24 protein-coding genes are annotated in these 24,022 nt (G+C 60.1%); 14 read left to right on the forward strand and 10 right to left on the reverse strand.

Translation table 11 applies throughout. The features are described 5' to 3' along the window. Positions 1–170 precede the first annotated feature (170 nt). The 6 genes from EV130_RS10970 to EV130_RS10995 all read right to left on the reverse strand — a co-directional run bounded on the left by EV130_RS10970 (position 171) and on the right by EV130_RS10995 (position 4,143). Positions 171–1,052 (reverse strand): SDR family NAD(P)-dependent oxidoreductase, encoded by an 882-nt coding sequence (locus EV130_RS10970; RefSeq protein ID WP_074060062.1) that lies wholly within the window; start codon positions 1,050–1,052, stop codon positions 171–173. After that, positions 1,049–1,837: a hypothetical protein gene (locus EV130_RS10975; protein WP_074060061.1), complete on the reverse strand. Its 789-nt coding sequence runs from the start codon at positions 1,835–1,837 to the stop codon at positions 1,049–1,051. The genes EV130_RS10970 and EV130_RS10975 overlap by 4 nt, the downstream gene beginning before the upstream one ends. A gap of 10 nt (positions 1,838–1,847) precedes the next feature. Next, complete coding sequence (locus tag EV130_RS10980; RefSeq protein ID WP_074060060.1) at positions 1,848–2,435, reverse strand: protein-S-isoprenylcysteine O-methyltransferase; 588 nt, start codon at positions 2,433–2,435, stop codon at positions 1,848–1,850. A gap of 77 nt (positions 2,436–2,512) precedes the next feature. After that, positions 2,513–3,094, reverse strand: coding sequence for a hypothetical protein (locus EV130_RS10985; protein WP_074060059.1), 582 nt, complete (start codon positions 3,092–3,094; stop codon positions 2,513–2,515). A gap of 154 nt (positions 3,095–3,248) precedes the next feature. Next, a complete protein-coding gene (locus EV130_RS33310) occupies positions 3,249–3,386 on the reverse strand; it encodes an ABC transporter (RefSeq protein WP_074060058.1) in 138 nt (45 codons plus the stop codon). A 169-nt stretch (positions 3,387–3,555) separates the two neighbouring features. Next, on the reverse strand, positions 3,556–4,143 hold the full coding sequence (locus EV130_RS10995; RefSeq protein WP_074060057.1) for a L,D-transpeptidase: 588 nt from the start codon (positions 4,141–4,143) through the stop codon (positions 3,556–3,558). 268 nt (positions 4,144–4,411) lie between these two features. Here EV130_RS10995 and EV130_RS11000 point away from each other — a divergent pair, with 268 nt between their 5' ends. Beyond that, complete coding sequence (locus EV130_RS11000) at positions 4,412–5,170, forward strand: SDR family NAD(P)-dependent oxidoreductase (protein WP_074060056.1); 759 nt, start codon at positions 4,412–4,414, stop codon at positions 5,168–5,170. A 24-nt stretch (positions 5,171–5,194) separates the two neighbouring features. Here EV130_RS11000 and EV130_RS11005 read toward each other — a convergent pair whose 3' ends face one another. Next, complete coding sequence (locus EV130_RS11005) at positions 5,195–6,100, reverse strand: GntR family transcriptional regulator (protein WP_074060055.1); 906 nt, start codon at positions 6,098–6,100, stop codon at positions 5,195–5,197. A 231-nt stretch (positions 6,101–6,331) separates the two neighbouring features. Between EV130_RS11005 and EV130_RS11010 the strand changes: the two genes are divergently transcribed. The 7 genes from EV130_RS11010 to EV130_RS11040 all read left to right on the forward strand — a co-directional run bounded on the left by EV130_RS11010 (position 6,332) and on the right by EV130_RS11040 (position 14,295). Then, on the forward strand, positions 6,332–7,834 hold the full coding sequence (locus tag EV130_RS11010) for a UxaA family hydrolase (RefSeq protein ID WP_132660278.1): 1,503 nt from the start codon (positions 6,332–6,334) through the stop codon (positions 7,832–7,834). Positions 7,835–7,863: 29 nt separating this feature from the next. Next, positions 7,864–8,883, forward strand: a complete 1,020-nt coding sequence (locus tag EV130_RS11015; protein WP_074060053.1) for an aldo/keto reductase — start codon at positions 7,864–7,866, stop codon at positions 8,881–8,883. Positions 8,884–8,893: 10 nt separating this feature from the next. After that, positions 8,894–9,340, forward strand: coding sequence for an RbsD/FucU family protein (locus tag EV130_RS11020; protein WP_074060052.1), 447 nt, complete (start codon positions 8,894–8,896; stop codon positions 9,338–9,340). 208 nt (positions 9,341–9,548) lie between these two features. Continuing rightward, a complete protein-coding gene (locus tag EV130_RS11025; RefSeq protein WP_074060051.1) occupies positions 9,549–10,535 on the forward strand; it encodes an ABC transporter substrate-binding protein in 987 nt (328 codons plus the stop codon). 118 nt (positions 10,536–10,653) lie between these two features. Beyond that, positions 10,654–12,204 carry a sugar ABC transporter ATP-binding protein gene (locus EV130_RS11030; RefSeq protein ID WP_074060050.1) on the forward strand — a complete coding sequence of 517 codons (1,551 nt, stop codon included), beginning with the start codon at positions 10,654–10,656 and terminating at the stop codon, positions 12,202–12,204. Positions 12,205–12,233: 29 nt separating this feature from the next. Beyond that, positions 12,234–13,208 carry an ABC transporter permease gene (locus EV130_RS11035; protein WP_074060049.1) on the forward strand — a complete coding sequence of 325 codons (975 nt, stop codon included), beginning with the start codon at positions 12,234–12,236 and terminating at the stop codon, positions 13,206–13,208. Positions 13,209–13,275: 67 nt separating this feature from the next. Then, positions 13,276–14,295 (forward strand): zinc-binding alcohol dehydrogenase family protein, encoded by a 1,020-nt coding sequence (locus EV130_RS11040; RefSeq protein WP_074060048.1) that lies wholly within the window; start codon positions 13,276–13,278, stop codon positions 14,293–14,295. Here EV130_RS11040 and EV130_RS11045 read toward each other — a convergent pair. Both EV130_RS11045 and EV130_RS11050 read right to left on the reverse strand, forming a co-directional pair. Next, entirely contained in the window at positions 14,292–15,011 is a 720-nt protein-coding gene (locus EV130_RS11045; RefSeq protein ID WP_074060047.1) for a copper homeostasis protein CutC, read from the reverse strand. The two genes, EV130_RS11040 and EV130_RS11045, sit on opposite strands and share 4 nt — an antisense overlap. Before the next feature lie 32 nt (positions 15,012–15,043). Next, complete coding sequence (locus EV130_RS11050) at positions 15,044–16,255, reverse strand: LysR family transcriptional regulator (RefSeq protein ID WP_132660510.1); 1,212 nt, start codon at positions 16,253–16,255, stop codon at positions 15,044–15,046. 413 nt (positions 16,256–16,668) lie between these two features. Here EV130_RS11050 and osmF point away from each other — a divergent pair, with 413 nt between their 5' ends. The 6 genes from osmF to EV130_RS11085 all read left to right on the forward strand — a co-directional run bounded on the left by osmF (position 16,669) and on the right by EV130_RS11085 (position 23,402). Continuing rightward, complete coding sequence (osmF, locus tag EV130_RS11060; RefSeq protein WP_074060044.1) at positions 16,669–17,577, forward strand: glycine betaine ABC transporter substrate-binding protein OsmF; 909 nt, start codon at positions 16,669–16,671, stop codon at positions 17,575–17,577. A 61-nt stretch (positions 17,578–17,638) separates the two neighbouring features. After that, complete coding sequence (locus EV130_RS11065; protein WP_132660280.1) at positions 17,639–18,805, forward strand: ABC transporter permease; 1,167 nt, start codon at positions 17,639–17,641, stop codon at positions 18,803–18,805. Next, positions 18,802–19,746, forward strand: a complete 945-nt coding sequence (locus EV130_RS11070; RefSeq protein WP_074060042.1) for an ABC transporter ATP-binding protein — start codon at positions 18,802–18,804, stop codon at positions 19,744–19,746. The genes EV130_RS11065 and EV130_RS11070 overlap by 4 nt, the downstream gene beginning before the upstream one ends. Next, a complete protein-coding gene (locus EV130_RS11075; RefSeq protein ID WP_074060041.1) occupies positions 19,743–20,492 on the forward strand; it encodes an ABC transporter permease in 750 nt (249 codons plus the stop codon). The genes EV130_RS11070 and EV130_RS11075 overlap by 4 nt, the downstream gene beginning before the upstream one ends. Positions 20,493–20,539: 47 nt before the next feature. Next, entirely contained in the window at positions 20,540–20,935 is a 396-nt protein-coding gene (locus EV130_RS11080; RefSeq protein ID WP_074060040.1) for a VOC family protein, read from the forward strand. 10 nt (positions 20,936–20,945) lie between these two features. Then, on the forward strand, positions 20,946–23,402 hold the full coding sequence (locus EV130_RS11085) for a glycoside hydrolase family 2 protein (protein ID WP_132660282.1): 2,457 nt from the start codon (positions 20,946–20,948) through the stop codon (positions 23,400–23,402). 91 nt (positions 23,403–23,493) lie between these two features. Here the strand turns inward: EV130_RS11085 and EV130_RS11090 are convergent, their stop codons facing one another. Next, complete coding sequence (locus EV130_RS11090; RefSeq protein WP_074060038.1) at positions 23,494–23,886, reverse strand: PRC-barrel domain-containing protein; 393 nt, start codon at positions 23,884–23,886, stop codon at positions 23,494–23,496. Positions 23,887–24,022: the final 136 nt, after the last annotated feature.

A 24,022-nucleotide genomic window follows, 5' to 3' on the forward strand; every position in this document is an offset into this window, starting at 1 on the left:
GCCCATTCAGCGTCTGCATTTCTTCGCGGTAGGGGTCTGTTTCTCGCTGTTTTGCGTCCGCCTGATGGAATTCGCGAGGGGGGCGGCTTGGCAGCGTTTGTCCGCTCTAGGTGTTGCTGCTCTATGCGCAGTGACCAGTTGCGTGCGTTCGCTCGCCTTGAGCTTGCCCCTCAGGGGCCTGCCGTCGTCACTGCGCGATGGCCAAGGCGGCGGCATTCCTTGAAGGTCTTTCCTGAACCGCATGGACATGGATCGCCGCTGCGCCGCTGCAGGCGGCCGATCAGAGGAAGCGTTGCTGCTGAAGGCAGCAGGGCGGCCACAAGGGCGACAAGCTTGGCCGAGATGCCAGGCACGACAAGCCGACGGCCGGATCTGAAGCCGCGCCAGGCGCACTCTGCCACAGTCTCCGAATCCAGTTTCGGCAATATCTTGAAAAGCTGTGCCCGGCCGGCGCCCGATTTTTCGAGGAACTCGGTAGACACCGGTCCCGGCGCAACGCATGTGACGGTGACGCCCGTGCCTTGCAGCTCCTGATGAAGCGCTTCCGAAAAGGAGCGCACGAAAGCTTTGCTCGCATAATAAAGGGCCATGTTCGGCCCCGGCGTGAAACCGGCGATGGAACCTAGATTGAGAACGCCGCCGCGCCCGCGCGCTGCCATTTCCGGCAGAAAGCGAAGGGTCAATTCACTGAGGGCTCGTATGTTGAGATCGATGATGCCAAGCTGATCATCGACCGGAAGCAGCGTCGCTGCACCGCGCAATCCATATCCGGCGCTGTTGACCAGAACATCGCAATACAATTCGTTTGCAGTCAGGAACTCCTGCAAGCGCGCCGAGGCATCGGCCGCAAGGAGATCCAATTCCAGCGTGAATGCTTCGCCGCCGGCCGCCCCCACCTCTGCCGCGGCGCCAAGCAGGCCTTCAGACGATCGCGCAACGAGCACAACGACAGCCCCGTGCTCCCGGGCGGCAACTTTGGCAATTGCCCTGCCGATGCCGCGCGACGCACCGATGACGACGGCGGCCGGACGAAACTCATTCTGCATGATCATATTGCCGTCCCTGAAGCCGTCTTATCGAGAGCGGCAGCACCCTGTGGGGCGATGCTCTTCACTTCGCTGGCGACTTCGCCGTTCAATATCTTTTCGAACCGTTCCAGCGCCCGCGCGACATTGGCACCATCCATGACCCTATGGTCGTAGTGGATCCGGACCGTGACCGATCCATCTGCCGAGATCGGGCCGTAGTTGAAGAGCGTGGTCAAAGGCGAAAGAGGGTTGAGGGACTCTGCCCCGAGACCGGAATAGACCGACAGCTGGAAAGTGCCGAACCGGCGGGCACGCTGCCGCCCGATGTTCAGCCCGAGCCACATCAACAGCCACCTCAAAGGCGCCGGTGCACGGGCGAACTTCAATGCACGCCGGAACTCCTTGATTTCCAGGACCGGGCGCGAGCGCGCCACCTGGATCAAGGCTTCGAGTTCGGCGATCGGCCGCCGCTCGGGGGCCTTGATGGAGCTCAGCAGGACGATCCGCTCGCCGTCATGTTCGCGCTCGTGGGCAATCGAGGCCACGCTTTCTGGATACTCGTAGAGCTGAGCTCTCGGGAACTTGATGTAAGCGCGCCTGAGGTCCGGTGTCTCCCGGGAGAGAAGCGCGTATCCCTTCAAGAAGAGTACGGTCCAGGACGGCCTGCTCGGCTGGGCCATTCTGGCCTTCTGAAGCGGGGCAAGGTTCATCTGCCGCTGCACGGTGACCCGTGGTACTCCGATCGAGAACCGCATCAGATCTCCGACAAGGCGCCGTGCCGCCGAAAGCTTGATGATACGGCCCCGCATCATGCCTCCTCTAGTAAAGAAAGGGAATAATCCGCTTGGTCCTGTCCATATAGGCGCGATACTGCGGACCGAAAATTTCCAACATCATACGCTCTTCCTTGTCCACCCGCAGAAAAAATAGGACTGCAAAGCCAACCAGGCCAGCCAGCCCGACGAACCAGTTCGACAGCAGAAAAGCCTGGCCGAGGCCCATCAGCAGGAAAGACGAGTACATGGGATGGCGGACGAAAGCGTAGGGACCGCTGGAAATCAGTTGATGCTGGTCGCGAATCTCCAGCGTGATCGACCAGTTGCGGCCGAGTTCCTTGTGGGTCCTGCGAAAGACCCACATGGCGGCGGCAAAGAGCACCGCTCCGACGGCCACCGCCAGGGCGCTGGCGGGATAATCGGCTGCTTGCGGCATGCCGGTGGCGACATAGAACCCCGGCACGATAGCAAGACCGAGCAGCGCCGAGGCAAGCCCGATCTTCTCGATGGACGAACGGCGGTGACTGACGACACGCACGCGCTTGGCGCGGCGCTCGAAAGGATATCGGATGACATACCAGGCAACGACGCCGAGCACCCACAGGATCTTGCCGACAACAGCTATGCTCAATTTAAGTCTCCAGAGCCCTTCTGCGTCCTGCAACCGACTGGATGGAGAATCGGTATAACAGCTTGCCCGCCTCGCACTTACGTATTCATTTCGCGAAGCTGCGTCACGAATTCTTGCGGACGGAGCCAGATGCTGGGGGCCTTATAGCCCATCGAGCGAGCGATTTCTGCTACGAAAGCATTGCAGTTGTAAACCGTAGCCTGCCAGAACTTGGATTTGGCCTTCAGCTTGCGGATGAAGGCAACGGTTTCATTGTATTCGGATGGAGTGAGAAGAACGCGCCAGCTCGCCGACCTGTAGGCCTCCTCCAGGTCGCCGTCACTGGCCCCGGTTTCGGCCGGTACCGGCACGAAGTGGCCGAGCACGTAGGGGCCGGTATCGTTGGTCGCCGGAGCAAGCCCCGCGACCTCCGGATTGACCATCCCGCCAGCTTTGTTCAACCGCCCGAATATCACGTAGGTGTGGCCGTAGCTCAGCGCGTAGCGCGAGCGGAATTCGACAAAGTACTGGCCATCTGTTTTCTGCGATGATTCGCTGACATAGCCCCCCCGCGCATCCGAAACGAAACGCGGCTGCGGTGGCTTGTCTTCTGTCTGGCATGATGTAAGCGCGAGAGCGAATAGAATTACAAGTGATAGACGGCCCTTTGCAAGCGTCATCGCTACACTTCATCTCCCGGTATCGAGCGAGCATCGACGCATGCCCCGCTTGACGCCAATCTTTGCGCTGCAAGCTGCAAGGCAGGTCCAGCCCGGACTGCACGACGTGGGGAAGGGCCACGAATGCCCCCTCCCATTCAGCAACAGTTAGTTGCTACTTATATACTGGTGCCGGTGCCGTTTCCGCTACGGGCGGCGGGGCTTTCCCCTTGCCCTTACCGATCGACCCGCAAGCGCTCAAGCTTGCAACGGAAAACAACGCAACTAGGCACATGATCAGAATTCTGCTCATCAGTAGTCCTCTCCTTAGCACGGAATAGGTTATCGAAGGCAACGCTTCTACTAATAGCCGCAAAATACGCCTAAGCCAAGTGCAGAAAGGACACACCTTGCCTCTGCGCAACCTCCAGCGCCCCATAATGCCTAACAGACCGTGGCGTTATCGTTGCAAAATGTAAGCATCATATGACCAATACTGGCGTGCCCACCGGAGTCCTGCTGTAGAGGTCTACGATGTCCTCGTTGGTCAAGCGAATGCATCCATTGGAAACCGCCTGCCCGATCAGCCAGGGCTCGTTCGTTCCATGCAGCCGGAACAAGGTGTCCTGTCCGCCCCTGTAGAGATAAAGGGCAGCGGCGCCAAGGGGATTATGGGGTCCGCCCGAAACACCGCCCGCATACTGCGCCAGGTGCGGTTTGCGCCGAATCATGCTGGCTGTGGGCATCCATGAGGGCCACTCCGCCTTCCGCCCGACGGTCGCCCTTCCCTTGAGCGTCAGCCCCTCCTCGCCGACTGCAACGCCATAGCGCAGGGCCTCGCCGCCGCCTTCGACCAGATAAAGGTAGCGCTCGTAGGTGTTGACCACGATCGTTCCAGGCGGCTCGCTTCCGTCGTATGGCACGCGCCGCCGCCGGTAACGAGAACTGATTCGCGGCGTCGACGAAAACATCGACCCCACCTGCCATCCCGTCGTTGATGCACATCCAGATACCATCAACGCCAGACCGCCCAGCAGGAGCCCCCGGCGCGCAACATGTTTTTTTTCCATCTCTACCTGCTAAGCAATCATCGACCCTGTTCTTGTCTTAACATCCCGGCGCCAGCCGGCCAAGCCTCGCGCCAAAGGTGAAAGCTGCAAACGCCCTCGTCCACCTTGAACCTGCGCCGCCGTCCCTCAAGGGGCCGGGGCGCTGACCAACCGGAAGCGTTCAGGGTGAAGCAGAACGGGCGGCTGCCGTTGCTTGCGCTCATGAAAGGTCTTGCATCGATGGCATGCCTCTGCTCGACTAGAGGCAGGGGAAATGAGGAGAAACATGATGACGACGCCTGACTTTACGGGGAAAGTCGCGCTCGTAACCGGCGGAGGGTCCGGTATAGGTGCAGCCATTTGCCGCCAGCTCGCCGACGAGGGAGCAGAAGTTGTCGTTGCCGACCTCGATGCTGACTCCGCACGCAACCTTGCCGCGGAGATTCGTTCGGTGGGTGGGCGGGCGCGTGACTTTGCCGTCGACGTCACCGACGCCGGGGCTGTGGAAAAGCTGATCGGCTACACTGTCGAGACGTGCGGCGGTCTGCATCTGGCGGTTAACAACGCAGGCGTAGACGGCCCCCGAAAGGCGACGGCAGACTACCCGCTCGACAATTGGCACAACCTGATGAACGTCAACCTGAACGGCGTTTTCTACTGCATGAAGCATGAGATCGCCGCCATGCTGCAACGCGGCGGAGGGGCCATCGTCAACATGTCCTCCGCCCTTGGTTCGGTTGGATTGCCATTCACAGCAGCCTATACGGCCGCCAAGCACGGGGTTGTCGGCCTCACCAAGGTCGCCGCGATCGAATATGCGAGATTTGGCATCCGCATCAATTCCGTCGGCCCCGGCTGGATCGAAACACCGCTTCTGACCGAGCACATTGCGATTGCGGGAAGCCGGCGCATGGAAGCGCTTCAACCGATGGGCAGGCGCGGCAGGCCCGAGGAAGTCGCAGCCCTCGTTTGCTTCCTTCTGTCCGAACAGGCAAGCTTCATCACTGGAAGCTACCATCTCGTGGACGGGGCCTATACCGCCCATTAGTTGCACGCGGGCGACAGCGCCTGCCTAAGCTGGAGACTGCCCGGCAGGATTTTGCGGCAGCGACTGAAGGAGGGTCTGGCGCGCAGAACGCAGATGCAGGCGGCAGGAAAAGTCGATCGCCGCCTGATCGCGTGATTCGAGTGCGGCGATATAGTCGAGATGCTCGTGAATGGCGCGTCCGTTGCGCTGGCGGGCGAAAGCCTTGTTCCACTGGTAGTGATAGTGGAAGATGATCGCGATCGCGTCATAGAAGTCGGCGATGAACCGGTTTTTCGCCGCACCGTGGATCAGGAGATGGAACCGCTCGTCGAGGGCTGAGAATTCCTTGTAGCGTGCGTCGAAATCGTCGAGCATCGCAAGATGCTCGGCCTTGATGTCGGCCAATGCCGCCCATGCTTCGTTTTCGGGCGGCAGCTTGCCGAATTCGGCGGCCGAATGGAGCTCGAACATTTCGCGGACATCGGCAAGTTCCAGTGCGAATTCGCGGGTGAAACCTTTCAGGATCCAGTGGCTGTTCGGTCGCTTTTCGATGAGGCCGAAGCGCGAGAAACGGATCAAAAATTCGCGCACGCTCGTCGTGCCGGTGCCGATCTCGCGAGCCAGTTCCAGCTCGTTGATCTGCATGCCGGGCGCGGCATCATCGGACAGGATGCGCTGCATGAAGCTGCGCTCGATGATATCGTGCAGCGAATCCGTCTCTTCGGACGGAAAGAAATCCTTTTCCGTGGGAACGCGCAGGACGATCTTCTGGCGCTTGTTCCAGCGGATGATGCCTTCATCGTTGAGGCGGGTCAAAATCGCGCGGGCCGTGCTGCGGCTGATGCCGAGCTGGGCGGCGATTTCGGGTTCGGAAGGCAAGGCGGCATCCGGGCGCAGTGCGGCAGCATACCTGTTATAGGCTTCCTTGAAGACCGTGTTCTGCCTTGCCATGCCACCCCGCTCTTTCCTCGCGTCTTTGAACTTTGCAAAACCGCAAAATCCCAAGCGCAGGAGCTACTCGAATGCGACCTTTATTCTATTTTCTGGCCATCTGCGGCTGTTTGCCTCCCTTGCCCACAGGAACAATATTCCCGTTGACTTGAAAATGTTTATTGTAGATAAAAAACAAAATCAATGCGCATTTTGCCCACGCAGCAGGCGCGTTTTTCAGGGAGAAGACAATTGGACAAACTGCCTTGGCTCATCCTGTCTGCGGGAGACAACGTCGCCGTCGCAACGGCCTCGATCGAAGCCGGAGCGACCGTCGCAGGTATCCAGACCCGGCAGAAAATCGAACCCGGCCACAAGGTCGCGATCGCCGACATCCCGCTCGGCACGCCCGTGGTGAAATATGGCCAGGCGATCGGCCGCACGACTGCCGAGGTGAAGGCCGGCGATCATGTCCATAGCCATAACCTGCATTTCGAGAACGACCGCCTGGCGGCAACTGCAAATTCGGCGCCGGAAGCGGCGAGCGCGCAAGACCGCGCGCGTACGTTTACGGGTTATCGCCGCGCGGATGGCCGGGCGGCCACCCGCAACTATATCGGCATCATCGCCAGCGTGAACTGTTCCACCACCGTCTGCCGTGCGATTGCAGACGAGGCCAATCGCACCATCCTGCCTTCCTACGACGGCATCGACGGCTTCGTGCCGATCGTGCATGACCAGGGCTGCGGCATGAGCTCGACCGGTGACGGCATGTCGGTCCTTCACCGCACGCTTGCCGGCTACACCCGCCATGTCAATTTCGGTGGCGTGCTGATGATCGGCCTTGGCTGCGAAGTAAACCAGCTGACGCTCTACGGCCAAAGCGGTGCCGGCAACGCCAAGCGGCACTTCAACATTCAAGACGCCGGCGGCTCGCGACGGGCCGTCGAACGCGCCATGGGGATGCTCCGGGAGATCGCCGCCGATGTCGGCAGGGAGCGCCGCACGCCGATCCCCATCAGCGAAATCATCATCGGCCTGCAATGCGGTGGGTCGGATGGCTTTTCGGGTATTACCGCCAATCCGGCGCTCGGCGTGGCAGCCGATCTGCTGGCCGCAGCCGGCGGTACCGCGATCCTTTCCGAAACCTCGGAAATCTACGGCGCCGAACACCTGCTGCGTAGCCGCGCGATCAACGAGGAGGTGGCCAAAAAGCTCGACGACAAGATCGCCTGGTGGGAGAAATATGTCGGACTGCATGGCGCCTCGCTCGACAACAACCCCTCGCCCGGTAACAAGCGCGGCGGATTGACGACCATTCTTGAAAAATCGCTCGGCGCAGTCGCCAAGGGCGGCCGGTCTCCGCTGACGGCAGTCTACAGCTATGCCGAACGTGTAACTGCGCCCGGACTCGTTTTCATGGATACGCCCGGATACGACCCGGTTTCGGCAACGGGTCAGGTTGCAGGCGGAGCGAACTTGATCGCGTTTACCACCGGCCGCGGCAGCTGTTTCGGCTGCCGTCCCGCGCCCTCGATCAAGCTCTCCAGCAACTCGGCGCTTTATGCTTCGATGGAAGAGGACATGGATATCGATTGCGGAACGATCGCCACCGGCGATGCGACGATCAGCGGCAAGGGGCGCGAAATTTTCGACCTGATCATCGATACGGCTTCCGGCAAGAAGACGAAAAGCGAGGAGTTCGGCTACGGCGACAACGAGTTTGTACCGTGGCATTTGGGCGCGACGCTCTAGCAAAGACCGGCTCTTCACGGGGAGGGAAGATGAAGACGAGGAAAATCGGCAAGACGGAACTCACGGTCACCGAAGTCAGCTTCGGTGCCGCGGCTCTGGGGGGCCTTTACCGTGCCTGCCCGCGCCAACAGGCAATGGAAACGCTGGAAGCGGCTTGGGAAAGCGGCATCCGCTATTTCGACGTGGCGCCCTGGTATGGCCTCGGCCTTGCCGAGCGTCACGTGGGAGATTTCCTGAGGGCAAAGCCCGAGAACGAATATGTGCTCTCGACCAAGGTGGGCCGGCTTTTGCGGCCCGTGCCGACTGGTACGGTGCCGGACTACAGCTATGTCGATCCACTCTCCTTCGACGCCGACTACGACTATTCCTATGACGGCATCATGCGATCGATCGATTTCAGCTATGCGCGGCTGGGGCTCAATCGCGTGGATATTCTTTACGTCCACGACATCGGCAGCTACACGCACGGTGCCGAAAAGAATGCGGTCCACCTGAAGAATTTTCTCAATTCCGGCATCAAGGCGCTGGAACAGCTGAAGTCATCGGGCGCGATCAAGGCTTTCGGCCTGGGCGTCAACGAGGTTCCTGTCTGTCTGGACGTCATGGGCAACGCCGACATCGACGTCATCCTGTTGGCCGGGCGGTATACCTTGCTCGATCGCTCCGCTGTGGCAGAGCTCCTGCCGCTCTGCCGCAGGAAGGGCACGTCTCTGGTTGTCGGCGGCGTCTTCAACTCCGGCATCCTTGCGACCGGCCCGGTGCCGGGCTCACATTTCGACTACATGCCCGCGACACCTGAAGTCCTTGCCAAGGTGGGCGCGATGGAAGAGATCGCCAGACGCCACGGCGTTGTGCTCGCCGCCCCGGCGCTGCAATTCCCGCTGCGCGAACCAGCCGTTTCTTCCGTGCTGATCGGTACGGCGAAGGCATCCAGCCTCAGGCGCAACATGGAGCTCTTCGAGCCCGCGCTGCCCGATGCGATCTTTCCTGAATTCGACCACCTGACACTCGTCGCGCCACCGCTTGGCCAAGACGCGGTGCGCGTTTAAGGACCAGACGATGCTTAAAGGAATTCATCCTGTCCTCAGCCCGGATCTTCTGCGTGCCATAGCGCGCATGGGGCACGGCGACGACATCGTCATCGCCGACGCCAACTTTCCCTCGAGCACCATGGGACCGGAGGTCATTCGTGCCGATGGCGTAACGGCGACCGAAATGGCCGAAGCGATCCTGGCGCATATGCCGCTCGACACTTTCGTTCCGGAAACAGCGTGGCGCATGGAGGTCGTGGGCGATCCCGGCGCCATGCCCGAGGTGTGCGTCGAGTTCCAGGAGATTGTAAGCAGGCGGGCCGGCGATTTCCGGATCGCCCCGCTTGAACGCTTCGCATTCTACGAGCATGCCAGGAAGGCGGCCTATATCGTCGCGACAACCGAATTCCGGCTTTATGGAAATCTAGTTTTGAAGAAAGGCGTCGTGCACCCGCATGAAGTCTATCGCGGCTGAGATTTTTTTAGAATGCAGTTTAATTTATTTAAAAACAGGAGCTTGAGAGTATAGTCGAAACAGCCGCAGCCGGCCTCTAACCACTTGCAATTTGCTACGGCCTCAGCTAGCTTCCTTGCGTAACTGTTTTTTATCGATAAAAAATCGTCCGCCTGCGTTCAGCGGTCTGGTTTCTTGGAGGAGAACGCAACCTGAGAGGAGAACCCACATGCGCATGAAATCCATTCTTTCTCGTCGAGCCTTCACGGCTCTCGCGGGCGCTGCCGTCATCGCAACTGCAATGCCGGTCCCATCCTTCGCAGCCGACGTGACGATCCCGATCATCGTCAAGGATACGACGTCCTTCTACTGGCAGATCGTGCTCGCTGGTGCCCGCAAGGCCGGCCAGGATCTCGGCGTCAACGTCCCGGAACTCGGCGCGCAGGCCGAATCCGACATCAATGGCCAGATCAGCATTCTCGAAAATGCCGTCGCCGGCAAACCAGCCGCCGTCGTCATTTCGCCGACCGAGTTCAAGGCGCTCGGCAAGCCAATCGACGAAGCCGCCAAGTCGGTTCCGATCATCGGTATCGACTCTGCCGCCGATTCCAAGGCATTCAAGTCGTTCCTGACGACGGACAACGTTCAAGGCGGCCGTATCGCAGCTGATGGTCTGGCTGCAGCCATCAAGGAAATGACGGGCAAGGAAGAAGGTGATGTGGTGATTCTTACCAATCTTCCGGGCGTCGGCTCGCTCGAGCAGCGCCGTGAAGGCTTCCTGGATCAGGTGAAGACCAAGTATCCCGGCCTGAAGGTCATTGCCGACAAATACGGTGACGGCCAGGCAACGACCGGTCTCAACATGATGACCGACCTCATCACCGCCAACCCGAACCTCGTCGGGGTCTTTGCCTCCAACCTGATCATGGCGCAGGGCGTTGGCCAGGCGATTGCTGAAAACAAGCTCGGCGACAAGATCAAGGTCGTCGGCTTCGACAGCGACGAGAAAACTGTCGGCTTCCTGAAGGAAGGTTCGCTTGCCGCACTAGTCGTGCAGGACCCCTACCGGATGGGCTATGACGGCATAAAGACTGCGCTTGCGGTTTCGAAGGGCGAAAAGGTCGAGGAAAATGTCGACACCGGCGCCAACCTCGTCACCAAGGCGAATATGAGCGATCCGAAGATCGACGCTCTGCTCAACCCGAAAATCAAGTAAGCACAATCCATGGCTGCGCGCGAGAAATCCCGCGCAGCCACTTCTTCACCTGTGTTATCGTTTTCTTAAAGAGCGCGGATCGCTGGTGAGGACAACAATTCGTGAGGAGGAAACGTCCATGAGCCTGGAAGAGGTCAGTCATCGCCACGACGACAGCGCGACACTGAAAGAGGCAACCCGCATTCCTGCGGGCTCACCGATCCTCGAGCTCAGGGCATTACAGAAGAATTATGGCTATGTCCAAGCGCTGAAACCCGCCACGATGACGTTCCTGGCTGGCGAAATTCACGCGATAGTCGGCGAAAACGGTGCGGGCAAATCGACCCTCATCAAGCTTCTGACCGGTGTGATCAGCCGAACCGCGGGGGAAATCTTCTGGTGCGGCCATCCCGTTGCACTCGCAACGCCGAACGAGGCGATTGCGCGCGGCATCAACGCCGTGCACCAGGAGGTGGTGCTCTGTCCGCACCTGACGGTTGCAGCAAATCTCTTTCTCGGCGACGAAGTCAACCAGTACGGCCTCATGCGAAAGAAGCAGATGGTCAAGATGGCACAGGCCGTCCTCGACGATCTCGGCTTCGGCCTGCCCGCAAATGTCCTCCTGAGTGCGCTCACCATCGGCCAGCAGCAGCTCGTTGCAACGGCACGCGCAGCCATGCGCGGCACGCAGTTCCTCATCTTCGACGAGCCTACGGCTTATCTTACCCGACAGGAATCTGCACAACTCTTCAAGCTCATCCGTCGCCTGCAGGGCGAAGGCGTGACGATCGTCTACATCAGCCACCGCATGGAAGAAGTCTTCGAGCTGGCCGATCGCGTCTCGGTGCTTCGCGACGGCACGCATGTCGGCACGCGCACGATCGGCGAGACCAACGAGGCGGAGCTGATCGCACTGATGATCAACCGCTCCATCGAACAAATCTATCACAAGGAAGAAATACCGATCGGCGACACCATCCTCGATGTACGTGGGCTTTCCGGGCCCGGTTTCGAGGACGTATCGCTGTCCGTGAAGGCCGGTCAGATCGTCGGGCTTTACGGCCTGATCGGGGCGGGACGTAGCGAATTCGCACTCGGCCTCTACGGCCGCGAAAAGACCACGGCAGGCGAGGTCCGCTGGATGGGCAAGCAGGTCGATATCAAGAACGAACGCACGGCGATGGAACTCGGGATCGCGCTTGCACCCGAGAGCCGCCGCGATCAGGGGCTCTGCCTCAACCTGTCCATCAGTCTCAACATCAACTTGCCGGTCTTCAAAAGGCTGAGCAAGGGCCCGGTCATCAGCCACAGCGAGGAATCGCAAAACGCCGACCGGCAGATTCGCAATCTTTCGATCAAGACCCCGAGCCGCCGTGTGCTCGCGTCCAGCATGTCCGGCGGCAATCAGCAAAAGGTCGTCATCGGCAAGTGGCTCAGCCACGGCGCGCGCCTGTTCATCTTCGACGAGCCTACGGTTGGCGTCGATGTCGGCACAAAGGCGGAAATCTACCGGCTGTTTGCCAAGCTCTTGAAGGACGGCGCAGGCATCATCCTGATCTCGTCCTACCTGCCGGAAGTCTACGAGCTTGCTGACCGGCTGCACGTGTTCCGCCGAGGCCAGTTGGTCGCAAGCCACGACTACCACGCCGCAACCCACGAAGAAGTGCTCGGCGAAGCGATCGGCGTCTGAGTAAAAGAACAAGAGGGAGAGAGAAAACCATGACTGTAACCCCCACGGAAATCGTCGCCCCGCCGCCGCGCCGAAAAGTGAACATCCTTTTCAGCCTGACCCTGATCGGGCTGCTTCTCTTCCTCTGGATCCTCCTTGGCATCGTCACCGTCAGCTTCTGGACGCCGCTCAACATCTCCAACCTGCTGCGGCAGGGTGCGATGACGGCAATCCTGGCGCTCGGCCAGACCTTCGTTATCATTACTGCCGGCATCGATCTATCGGTCGGAGCCATCGTCGGCTTTGCCGGCGTCATCCTCGCGTGGCTTCTGCAGGCGGGGGTGCCGGTGTGGGCATCCGTCCTCATCACGCTGCTGATCGGGGTCGGAATTGGGGCCTTTCACGGCTTTGGCATCGTCAAGATGGGTCTGCCGCCGTTCATCATCACCTTGGCGACGCTGACGTCGCTGCGCGGTATCGGGCTGCTCATCACCAACGGATCGACCATCAATATCGTCAACGAGCCCTTCACGAATTTCGCCCGCGCCGACTTTCTCGGCGTGCCGAGCCTCTTTTGGATGGTCATACTCGTTGCGGTTCCGTCCTTCATCTTTCTGCATCTGAGCCGATGGGGCCGCTATCTCTTCGCCGTCGGCTCCAACCGCGAAGCTGCCCGCCTTTCCGGCGTGCGCGTCGACGGCATGATCTATCTCGCCTATATTCTCTCGGCGACCTTCGCCGCCTTTGTCGGCGTGCTGCTCGCCTCGCGCATCGCGATCGGCAACGCGACTCAGGCCGACGGTTGGGAACTGCAGGCGATCGCCTCTTCCGTCATCGGCGGCACCAGCCTTTTCGGTGCGATCGGCTCGGTTCACGGTCCGTTGATCGGCGCCTTCATCCTTGCCACGATCAACAATGGCGCAAACCTCTTGAACGTCAATTCGTTCTGGCAGCGCATCATCACCGGTCTGCTGATCATCGTGATCGTCTATTTCGATCAGTTGCGCCGCCGCCGGAGCCAGTAAGAGCAAGAAAAGATCGTGAAGCCGGTGCCGTGGCCGGCTTCTTCATGTTCTGAATGCGAGACACATCATGAAAGCAGTGCTTTGCCAGAATCCCGGAGTGCTCGAAACGATCGAGCGCCCCTCCCCCGGAACGCCTGCCCCGGGCTGGGTCCGGCTTGCCGTCAGTCACGTGGGCATTTGCGGCACGGATTATCACATCTTCGAAGGCAAGCACCCCTTCCTCGAATATCCGCGGGTCATGGGCCACGAAATCTCGGCGACCGTGCTCGAGGCAGGTGACGGTGTCACGATGACTGCCGGAACGCCAGTGATCGTCAATCCGTACCTTTCCTGCGGCAACTGCGTTGCCTGCCGGCAAGACAAACCGAACTGCTGCACGAATATCAAGGTGCTTGGCGTCCACACCGATGGGGCGTTCTGCGAGGAAATCGCCGTTCCGGCCGGCAATCTCTATGCCGCGAAAGGCTTGAGCCTGGAGGCGGCAGCAACCGTCGAGTTCCTGGCGATCGGCGCACATGCCGTGCGCCGATCGATGGCGCCCGCCGGCTCGCGCTCGCTTGTCATAGGCGCAGGGCCGATCGGGCTTGGCGCTGCAATCTTCTCACGGATTGCCGGACATGACGTCACGCTGCTCGACACCAGTGCCGAACGTTTGCAGATGGCTTCGGAGCGGTTCGGCTTCGTCTCCGGTATTGTCGCCAATGACGAAACCGCTAAAGCCGTGATGGCAAAGACCGACGGCGACGGCTTCAATGCCGTATTCGACGCGACGGGCTACGGTCCTTCAATGGAAAAGGCATTCGGTTTCGTGGCGCATGGCGGCGCACTCGTGCTGGTCAGCGTCGTCAAGGACGACATCCGCTTTTCCGACCCGGAATTCCACAAGCGCGAAATGACGGTCATCGGCAGCCGCAATGCGACGCGGGCGGACTTCGAGCATGTCGCCGATTCGATCGCCAGAGGTCTGGTGCCGGTCGACAAGCTGATCACGCACCGCACCACTCTTGCCGACGCGCCGCGCGACCTCCCGCGCTGGACGCATGAAAAGACCGGCCTGATCAAGGCCGTCATCAAAGTGGCCGCTTAAGCCGCGTCGATCGCCTGACGCATCTGCCGGACGACCGCGACATCGGTTTGATTGGAGACCGGTGCCGCGAAACCGAAAGAGACCGAGCGCGGATCGATCTTGGCCGGCGAACTGCACGAGCCATGGACCTCCCGGGCACCCGTGATCTGCAGAATTTGCACGACATTGCCGTGGCGCACGCCGCTTCCGGGCATGATCGAAATCCGGCCGCCGGCCTTTGCCGAGATACGCTTCAGCGTCTCGAGGCCATCCATCGCCTTGGGCGCGCAGCCGGAGGTGAGGATGCGCTCGCAGCCAAGCTCAATGGCCTGCTCCAGCGCAACATCAACATCCGGTACGAGGTCGAAGGCGCGATGCAGCGTAGAGCCTAGACCGGCAGCATGCTGTTTCAAGCGGTGTATGAGCGGCATGTCCAGCGTCCCGTCGGGCCGGTTTGCGCCGATGACGACGCCGGCGAGGCCGAAAGCGCGGACGGCATCGATATCGGCCACCATTGCATCCTCGTCGGCTGCATCGAAGATGAAAGGCCCGGAATGGGGCCGGATCATCGCGTAGACCGGGATCGGTGCTGAGGCTGCGGCTTTCATGAGACCCGCGACCGGCGTCAGGCCACCCAGTTCGAGCGCCGAGCAAAGTTCGATACGCCCTGCGCCGCCCTCGATTGCGGCAGCAAGGCCTCTCGGGCTGTCCACGCACACTTCAAGCAAAGCCGCCATCTTTCAATCTCCTACATCCGCCCACAGCCTCTTTAGGCGACAGCAGCGGTTTTCGCGACGGGCTCCGAGATGATTTTTTGCACGGCTGCAGCAATCATGGCGCAGGCATCCGCCGATGCTTTTCGATGATTGAAGGCGACATGATAGGAAATCGGGATGTGTTCGGCGAGTTCGACGATACGGACGCGATCGGCGATCGGCAGCGCGCTGACGCGTCCTAGGAACGAGACATAGCCGTGGTTCGAAACGAGATCGACGATCACGGGCAGTGAATCCGCCGCCATGATATCCTGGCTGCGGAAGCGGCGGCTTGCAGTCGGCTCGTGGCTCAATGCAGTTGCGGCATCGCCCAGACCGGTTCGCTCGCTCGGCGTGCAGATGGGGTGCTCGGCCACCAGATCTGCGACGGTCAGCCCGGTACTTTCCGGAGGCGCGATTGCGACCAGATCTGTGCGTAGGAGCTCGCGATGTCCGAAGCTTTCCAGCTCGAATACAGAATCCAGGATCGCCACGTCGATGCGGCCAGATTTCAGGGCTTCCCGCAGATCATCGGCGGTCATGGAGATCAGCGAGATGGCATTCTTGCTGCGCCCCGCATTCCAATCGGCCACCAGAGCGCCCAGGCAGCGCGCGACCCAGCTTTCCGCACCCGTCGGAATGATCGACCCGATACGAAGCGAACGCGCCGCGCGCCGGTATCGTTCGTCGGCCGCCGACTTGAGATCGTTCCAGGCTTGGCTCACAGCCGAAAAGATCCCGTAAACCCGCCTTCCCTTCTCGGTCAGCGTCGAGCCCTGGGCCTTACGTTCGAAAAGCTGGTGACCGACGAACTTCTCAAGGTTGGCGATCTGCAATGAAAGTTGCGGCTGGCCAAGCTGAAGGCGCCTAGCGGCACGATTGATGCTTCCTTGGTCGGCGACCTCCAGAAAGCGCTCGATCGTCACGAGCTTGACCGGAATGCGCGATGCCCAGCTTTCGAAGGCTTCGGCGAGGTCGCCGACGACTTCATAAAGCTGCTCGAGGCCGAGCATGATGGGCTGCAGCGCATCACGAACCTTGCCGCTGGCAATCAGCTTGACGAGTTCACCGGAACTGCGCTTGGTCAGCTTGATGGCAAGCTCGCCCTCAAGATTGGTGACCGCCGCCGACACCGTAGAGGCCGCGAGCGAGAAGCGCCGCGCCGTTTCGCGAACCGAACCCGAGGCGAGAACGTGGCTGGCGACAAAAATGGCACCGAGATGCAAGGCATTCTCCGGAAATGACTGAAAAACCGGACGATATGATGTGTTCACGAAAAAAGATATCCCTGTTGCGGGATTGCCGGGCTATCGTCTTTATCGAGAACAAATCCGGGCGCGGCAGGAGAGCCGACAAGCACCGGAAAATTGCGGAAACACGCAAGGGGACAAAAACAAATCGCAGCGGCCTTGCAAAAAGGAAATGCGATTTCGCGCGCGGTGATCCTTTCACGGCCATAATCGCGCCGCGACTGCAGATACTGGAGAGGGGTTGCATCGATTTTTCGAGAGCGCACACTATTTCCATGGTGCTCGTATGTCCGGCATGATCGCTTAGGCGCTTTGGCCGGCGGATTTCATGCGCGAAGGTTCCCGCCGGGCCTCGCGACGGTCAAACGGTGTAACCAAGGGGACACTCCATGCTCAAGAAACTCGCGCTTGCCGTCTCACTTTCAGCTTTTTTAGCGGGTGCGGCCCATGCTGCCGACGTCGTGGTCTCGTCGAAGATCGATACAGAAGGCACGCTGCTCGGCAACGTCATTGCACTGGCACTGGATGCCAACGGTATCAAGACGCAGGACCGCATCGCATTGGGAGCGACGCCGGTCGTGCGAAAGGCGATCACGGCCGGCGAAATCGACATCTATCCGGAATATACCGGCAATGCCGGCTTCTTCTTCAACAAGGCCGATGATGCGGCCTGGAAGAACCTCGAGCAAGGCTATGAAATGGCCAAGAAGCTCGACTACGATGCCAACAAGATCGTCTGGCTGGCCCCCTCGCCTGCCAACAACACCTGGGCGCTCGGCATTCGCAACGATGTCGCAGGTCCAAACAACCTCAAGACCATGTCCGATTTCGGCAAATGGGTCGCCGGCGGCGGCGATGCGAAGCTTGCAGCTTCCGCCGAGTTCGTGAACTCGGCAGGTGCGCTTCCCGCCTTCCAGAGCACTTACGGCTTCCAGCTGAAGCCCGAACAGATGGTCGTCCTTTCCGGTGGCGATACCGCAGCCACGATCAAGGCCGCCGCCGACCAGACGAACGGCGTCAACACCGCCATGGTCTATGGCACCGACGGCGCAATCGAAGCGGCCGAACTCACCGTCCTTGAAGACGACAAGAACGTGCAGCAGGTTTATGCGCCGACCCCGATCATCCGCGAGGACGTGCTGAAGGCAAACCCGAAGATCGAGGAAATCCTCGCTCCGATCTTCAAGAGCCTGACGGCCGACGAACTGAGAAAGCTCAACGCCAGGATCCAGGTCGAGGGCGAGCCGGCAAAGTCTGTTGCCGAAACCTATCTGAAGGAAAAGGGCTTTCTGAAGTAGTCTTCTCCCGCTTCGCCCTCATCGCAGGGCGGAGCGGCTGCTTTCCAGACAGGATGGATCGATGGAAGAAACCTTAGCGGTCCGCAAATTGGATCGGCTTGGCGTGGTTCTCGTGGTTGCCGGCATCATCGCCACGGCCCTTTTGCCCTTCATCTATGTGAAGGCAAACCGCATTGCCTCCGGCAAGCCGATGCTGCTTACGCAGCTTCTCGACCAACCTTCCATCATCATTCTCGCCATTCTGCTGGTCGCTACGGCATTTGCCACACTCCTTGCACAAAGCGCCCCGTTGCGGCTTGCGATCGCCACGCTCGGGCTGGCCGCACTCGTGGCGGCGATCGGTCTCGTCGCCGCAGCGTTTACCCCGCCCAACAGCAATGCGGCGCGCATGACGCCGGGAGCCGGTTTCTGGGTGCTGCTTGCCGTCGTCGGTCTCATTATTTCGGATGCACTCGTCAAGGTCCGCCTCACGCCGTGGATGCGGGTCGGCGCGCTAATCGGCTATACTACGCTCTTGGCCGGTTGCCTTTCTTCCGGCCTGCTCGACAGCCTGTCGATCATGAAGGAGTTCTCAACGCGGTCTGCGCAGTTCTGGTCCGAGGCGCTCGCCCATTCGCTGCTTGCACTCGGTTCGCTTGCGATCGCGATCGTCATCGGCCTGCCGCTCGGCATCTTGTGTTTCTGGGTTCCGAAGCTGCGTGCTGCCGTGCTGCAGGGCCTCAGCCTGATCCAGACCATCCCGAGCCTTGCGCTGTTCGGCATCCTTATGCTGCCACTCGGCTATATCGCAACGCATGTGCCGCTTGCAGCGGACCTCGGTATTCGCGGGATCGGCACGGCGCCGGCGCTGATTGCGCTCGTGCTTTACTCCCTGCTGCCGATCGTAGCCAATACGGTCGTCGGCCTTGAGGGCGTTGATCCTTCAGTGCGCGATGCGGCCGCCGGCATGGGACTGACGCGCCGGCAAATCCTGACCGGCATCGATATGCCGCTTGCCTTTCCGGTCATTCTTACCGGAATCCGCATCGTGCTTGTACAGGCCATCGGCCTCGTGACGATCGCAGCGCTCATCGGCGGCGGCGGCTTCGGCATCTTCATTTTCCAGGGCCTCGGGCAGACCGCCATGGATCTCGTGATGCTCGGGGCGGTGCCGACCGTCTTCTTCGCCTTTTCATCGGCCGTCATCCTCGATGCGGTCATCGACAGCATACGGGGATCGGCCGCATGACCATGATCGAAATCAGGAACGTCACCAAACGCTACGGCGCTGCAACCGTGGTCGATGGTGTCTCAATGAGTGTCGAAAAAGGGTCGATCACCGTCATCGTCGGCACGTCCGGTTCGGGCAAATCGACGCTGATGCGGATGATCAATCGGCTGGTGCCGATCACCGAAGGGCAGATCTTCGTCGCCGGGCAGAATGTCATGGACGTGCCCGCAACCGACCTCCGCCGCAAGATCGGCTACGCAATCCAGGGTCACGGGCTCTTTCCGCACCGCACCGTGGCCCAGAATATTGCAACCGTACCGGAATTGCTGGGCTGGGATGCCGCGCGAACCGCCGGACGCGTCGACGAGCTCCTCGGTCTATTCAATCTCGACCCGTCAAGTTTTGCCGAAAAGTACCCCCATCAGCTTTCCGGCGGTCAGCAGCAACGCGTCGGTGTGGCCCGCGCGCTTGCCGCCGAGCCAGAACTGCTGCTGATGGACGAGCCCTTTGGTGCGCTCGATCCAGTTATCCGCGGAAAGGCGCAGGACGATCTTCTGGCGATCCAGAGGCAGTTCGGCACGACCGTTGTTCTTGTGACCCACGACATGGACGAGGCCTTCCACCTCGGCAACCAGATCGCCGTCATGAGCGAGGGCAGGCTGCTGCAGTGCTCGACGCCGGAAAAGATACTGACCGAACCAGCCGACCCATTCGTCCAACAGTTGACCGGTACCTCCGACAGGGCCTTGAAACTGATGTCGCTGCTGCCGCTCAAGGCAAGCATGGCGCCGGCCAAGACAGGGCTGCCTTACGCGCTGCCGCAATCGATCAGCCTTCGTGACGCTCTCGCGGAAATGATCTGGCAGGGGGTCGAGGAAGCAGCTGTACAAGATGCCGACAGGGCTCCGGTCGGCTCGATCTCCATGACGCGGCTCCTCGAACTGGGCCGCAAGGCATGAAGCTTATCGTTGCCAACCTCTTTCGTTTTGCAGCACTTGGGCTGCTCCTGGTCCTGCTTTTCAGGACCGATTGGCTTTCCTTCATACTGGTGCCACTGACCAACAACAACGCGCCGCCCGTCTACACGCAAAACAGCCTTCCATCGCTTGCCTTCGGCCACCTGGAACTGGTGGTCGTCTCGATTGTCGGCAGCGCCATTCTGGCGGTACTTGCCGGTGTCTTCGTGACGCGGAAAAGCGGCGAGGATTTCCTTCCGCTCTCGCGCGCCATCGCCAATGCCGGGCAGACCTTCCCCCCGGTCGCCGTGCTGGCGCTTGCCGTTCCGGCCACAGGCTTCGGTGCCGCTCCGACGCTGATTGCTCTTTTTCTCTATGGCCTGCTGCCGATCTTCGAGAATACCGTCTCCGGATTGCGCCAGGTTTCGCCGTCTGTTCTTGATGCCGCCGACGGCATGGGAATGGATGCGACACAGCGGCTTTTCCGCGTTGAACTGCCGCTTGCGCTTCCGCTCATCCTCGAGGGACTGAAGGTCGCAACCGTCATCAATATCGGTACGGCGACGATCGGCTCGACGGTTGCGGCAAAGGGACTTGGCGAGGTCATCATCGCCGGCCTGATTTCGGACAATACAGCCTTCATCCTGCAAGGCGGTCTCATCGTCGGACTGATGGCCGTGCTGATCTACGACGCAATGGGCCTCGTCGAAAGCGCGATCACGCAAAAAATTGGCTTGCGCCCCGCATAGCGGGAAAGCTACCAAGGCTGCCGCAATACCGGCAATGGGAGGCCGCCTTGGCAAAGATGATCCACTCCATGATCCGCGTACTCGACGAGGCGCGCTCCGTCGATTTCTACGGCAAGGTTTTGGGCCTGATAGTCGCCGATCGGGTCGATTTCGAGACCTTCACCCTGATCTATATGAGCAATGCCGAGACCGGATTCGAGCTGGAGCTGACGATCAACAAGGGCCGTACAGCATCCTACGACCTCGGCAACGGCTATGGTCACCTCGCCGTTTCGGTCGATGAGGTCGCCGTCGAACACGAGAGGTTGACGAAAGCCGGTCTCAATCCCGGCGAGCTTGTCGAACTCAACCGCGATGGAAAGCTCTTCGGCCTGTTCTTCTTCATCACCGATCCCGACGGCTACAGGATCGAAGTTCTGCAGCGCCACGGTCGTTTCCGGTAAGAGCATTCCCATGATCGAAAAAGCCGAACTTCAAAGCGGCTGGACGTTTTCCTGCAACGATACAGGGCGTCCCGACCTGTCCGGATCCATTCCCGCAGCCGTTCCCGGCTGCGTGCATCTCGACCTTCTGGCAAACCGTCTGATCGTCGACCCCTATATAGACGTCAACGAGATCAGCAACGACTGGATCGGCAGGACGGAATGGACCTATCGATGCAGCTTCGAAGCCGCTGCCGATGAAGGCAAGGTTCATGAGCTGGTTTTCGACGGGTTGGATACGATCGCGACGATCCGCTTGAACGGCAAGGAGGTGGCGCGAACCTTCAACCAGCATCGCACCTACCGCTTCGATGTTTCAGCGTTGCTGAAGGCCGGCGTCAACGAACTCACCGTCACCTTTCATTCCGCCTATGCGTACGGTGCGGAGATGGAGGAGCATTATGGCTACCGGCCCAACAATTATCCCGGGCCGGGCAACCTCATGCGCAAGATGGCATGCAATTTCGGCTGGGACTGGGGACCGACCTTGGTGACTGCGGGGATATGGAAGCCGGTGCGGCTGGAAAGCTGGGATCGGGCACAGCTCTTCGAGACGCGGGTATCGGCAACGCTTGCAGGTGGCGATGGCCTGGTAAAGGTCCATGCAAAGCTGGCGCGGCATGGCGCATCCGGTGCCTGCAGGATCGTCGCCGAGATTGCGGGCGTATCCCATACGGTCGAGATTGCGCAAGATGCCGCAGAGGCCAGCTTCGACATCAGTGTTTCATCTCCGCGGCTTTGGTGGCCGCATCATCTCGGCGCCCAGCCACTCTATCCGCTGAAGATCGAGTTGCGCGACAGCGTAAGCGATGACTTACTCGATAGCTATTCCAAGGAGATCGGTTTTCGTTCTGTCCGGCTTGATACTTCGCCGGACGCAAACGGCTCAGCCTTCGCCTTTATCGTCAACGAGGTGCCGCTTTTCATCTGCGGCGCGAACTGGATTCCCGACGATTGCTTCCCCTCCCGTGTGACTTCGGACCGCTATGTCACGCGCATCGGCGAGGCAAAGGCAGCAAACATCAATATGCTGCGCGTCTGGGGCGGAGGCATTTTCGAGCGCGATGAATTCTACGAGGCGTGCGACCGCGCCGGGATGCTGGTCTGGCAGGACTTCCTGTTTGCCTGCGCTGCCTATCCGGAGGAAGAGCCGCTTCTAAGCGAAGTTGAAGCCGAGGTACGTGATAATGTCGTGCGGCTGATGTCACATGCTTCGCTCATCGTCTGGAATGGCAACAACGAGAATATCTGGGGGTTCGACGAGTGGGGCTGGCGCCCAATCATCAAGGAGGGCGTTACCTGGGGGCTTGGCTATTATCTCGATCTGCTCCCGAAGCTGTGCGCAGAACTCGACCCTGATCGTCCCTATTATCCCGGAAGTCCATATTCCGGCACGATGGATATCGCGCCCAATGCGGACGAACACGGCTGCAAGCATATCTGGGATGTGTGGAACGACGTCGGATACGAGGTTTATCGCGACTACATCCCACGCTTCTGCTCCGAATTCGGCTGGCAGGCGCCGCCGAGCTGGACGACTCTTGAAGAAAGCGTGCATGACGATCCGCTGACGCCGCAATCACATGGCGTCTTTCATCATCAAAAGGCGACGCATGGAAACGAACGGCTGATTCGCGGGCTTGCCGGGCATCTGCCCGTGCCGAAGACGATGGCCGACTGGCATTTCGCCACACAGTTGAATCAGGCGCGCGCCATCCGCTTCGCCGTCGAGCATATGCGCTCGCATCGCGCCATCTGCAAAGGTGCAGTCGTTTGGCAGTTCAACGATTGCTGGCCGGTAACCTCCTGGTCCGCACTGGATTCTGCAGGCCGGCGCAAGCCTCTCTGGTACGCCATGCAACAGGCTTTTGATCCGCGCCTGCTGACGATCCAGCCGCGGGGAGACAAGCTCGCCGCCATAGCCGTCAACGAGCAGACGCTTTTCTGGCGGTCGAAAATCAGCGGCAGGCGCGTGAAGCTCGACGGAACGGTGCTTGCCGAATTCGAATTCTGGCGACTGCTCTGCGACAGGTTCGAAGCCAAGGAATTCATCCTGCCGGACGATATCGCTTCTCCGGATGCGGCTGATGACGAGGTGATCGTCGTGCAGATGCTCGACAAACGCGCTTTCCATTATTTCGTCGAGGATGTCGACTTGAAGCTGCCGAGGCCGCAGTTCGACGTCGCGGTAACCCGGGTTGACGACGGATGCGAGGTGAAGGTTACGGCCAGAAGTTTTCTGAAGGATCTTTGCCTGATGGCCGACCGGCTCGATCCGACTGCAGTGGCAGATTCGATGCTTGTCTCCCTGCTGCCGGGCGAGAGCCACGTTTTCACAATGAGCACGAAAAGGCCAATTTCTCCGGAAGAAATCGTGCCGGGCGTCGTTCTTCGCTCGGCCAACGATCTCCTCTCAAGATACGATTAAGGCCCCGCCAGCTGAGCGATCCGAAAAGTTGAGATCAACCTTCGGGGGTCAGCGCTGCGGGGCCCGTTCCGGCTCATTCGCGCGAACGACGTTACATCCAGTAGGGTGGCACGCCGTAGTAGTCATAGATCCGGCGGCTGTTATCGTTGTACCAGTTGTCGTCGTCATCCGCGTAGCTTGGCGCGTTTTCGATCTGCTCCTTCGTGAGATCGATACGGTAGCCATCAAGCTGCGTGTCGTAGTTCAGCTTTTCCCAAGGCAGCGGGTAGTGGTCATTGCCAATACCAAGGAAGCCGCCAAAGCTCATCACCGCATACGCCACGCGGCCGTCCTGCTTTCCGATGATCAGGCGCTCGATCGAGCCTATATGCCTGCCATCGGCGCCATAAACACGAGTGCCCTCTACACGGTCACTCGCAATCAGCGACGGCGTATCCCTTACATCGGGATCGCGGCGGCTGACATCAGCTTCTTCATTGAGCATTCTGCTTCTCCTCACCTGTCAGTCATGGAGATAAAACGCATCTTCGGATTCAAAGGTTCCCCGATTATCGAAGCGTGAACCACGTTGACGTTTACGTCAAAGTTAGTGTAATTCTTAATCCGGCTTGAACCGTTCA

Source organism: Rhizobium azibense, assembly GCF_004342325.1.
Lineage (GTDB): Bacteria > Pseudomonadota > Alphaproteobacteria > Rhizobiales > Rhizobiaceae > Rhizobium > Rhizobium etli_B.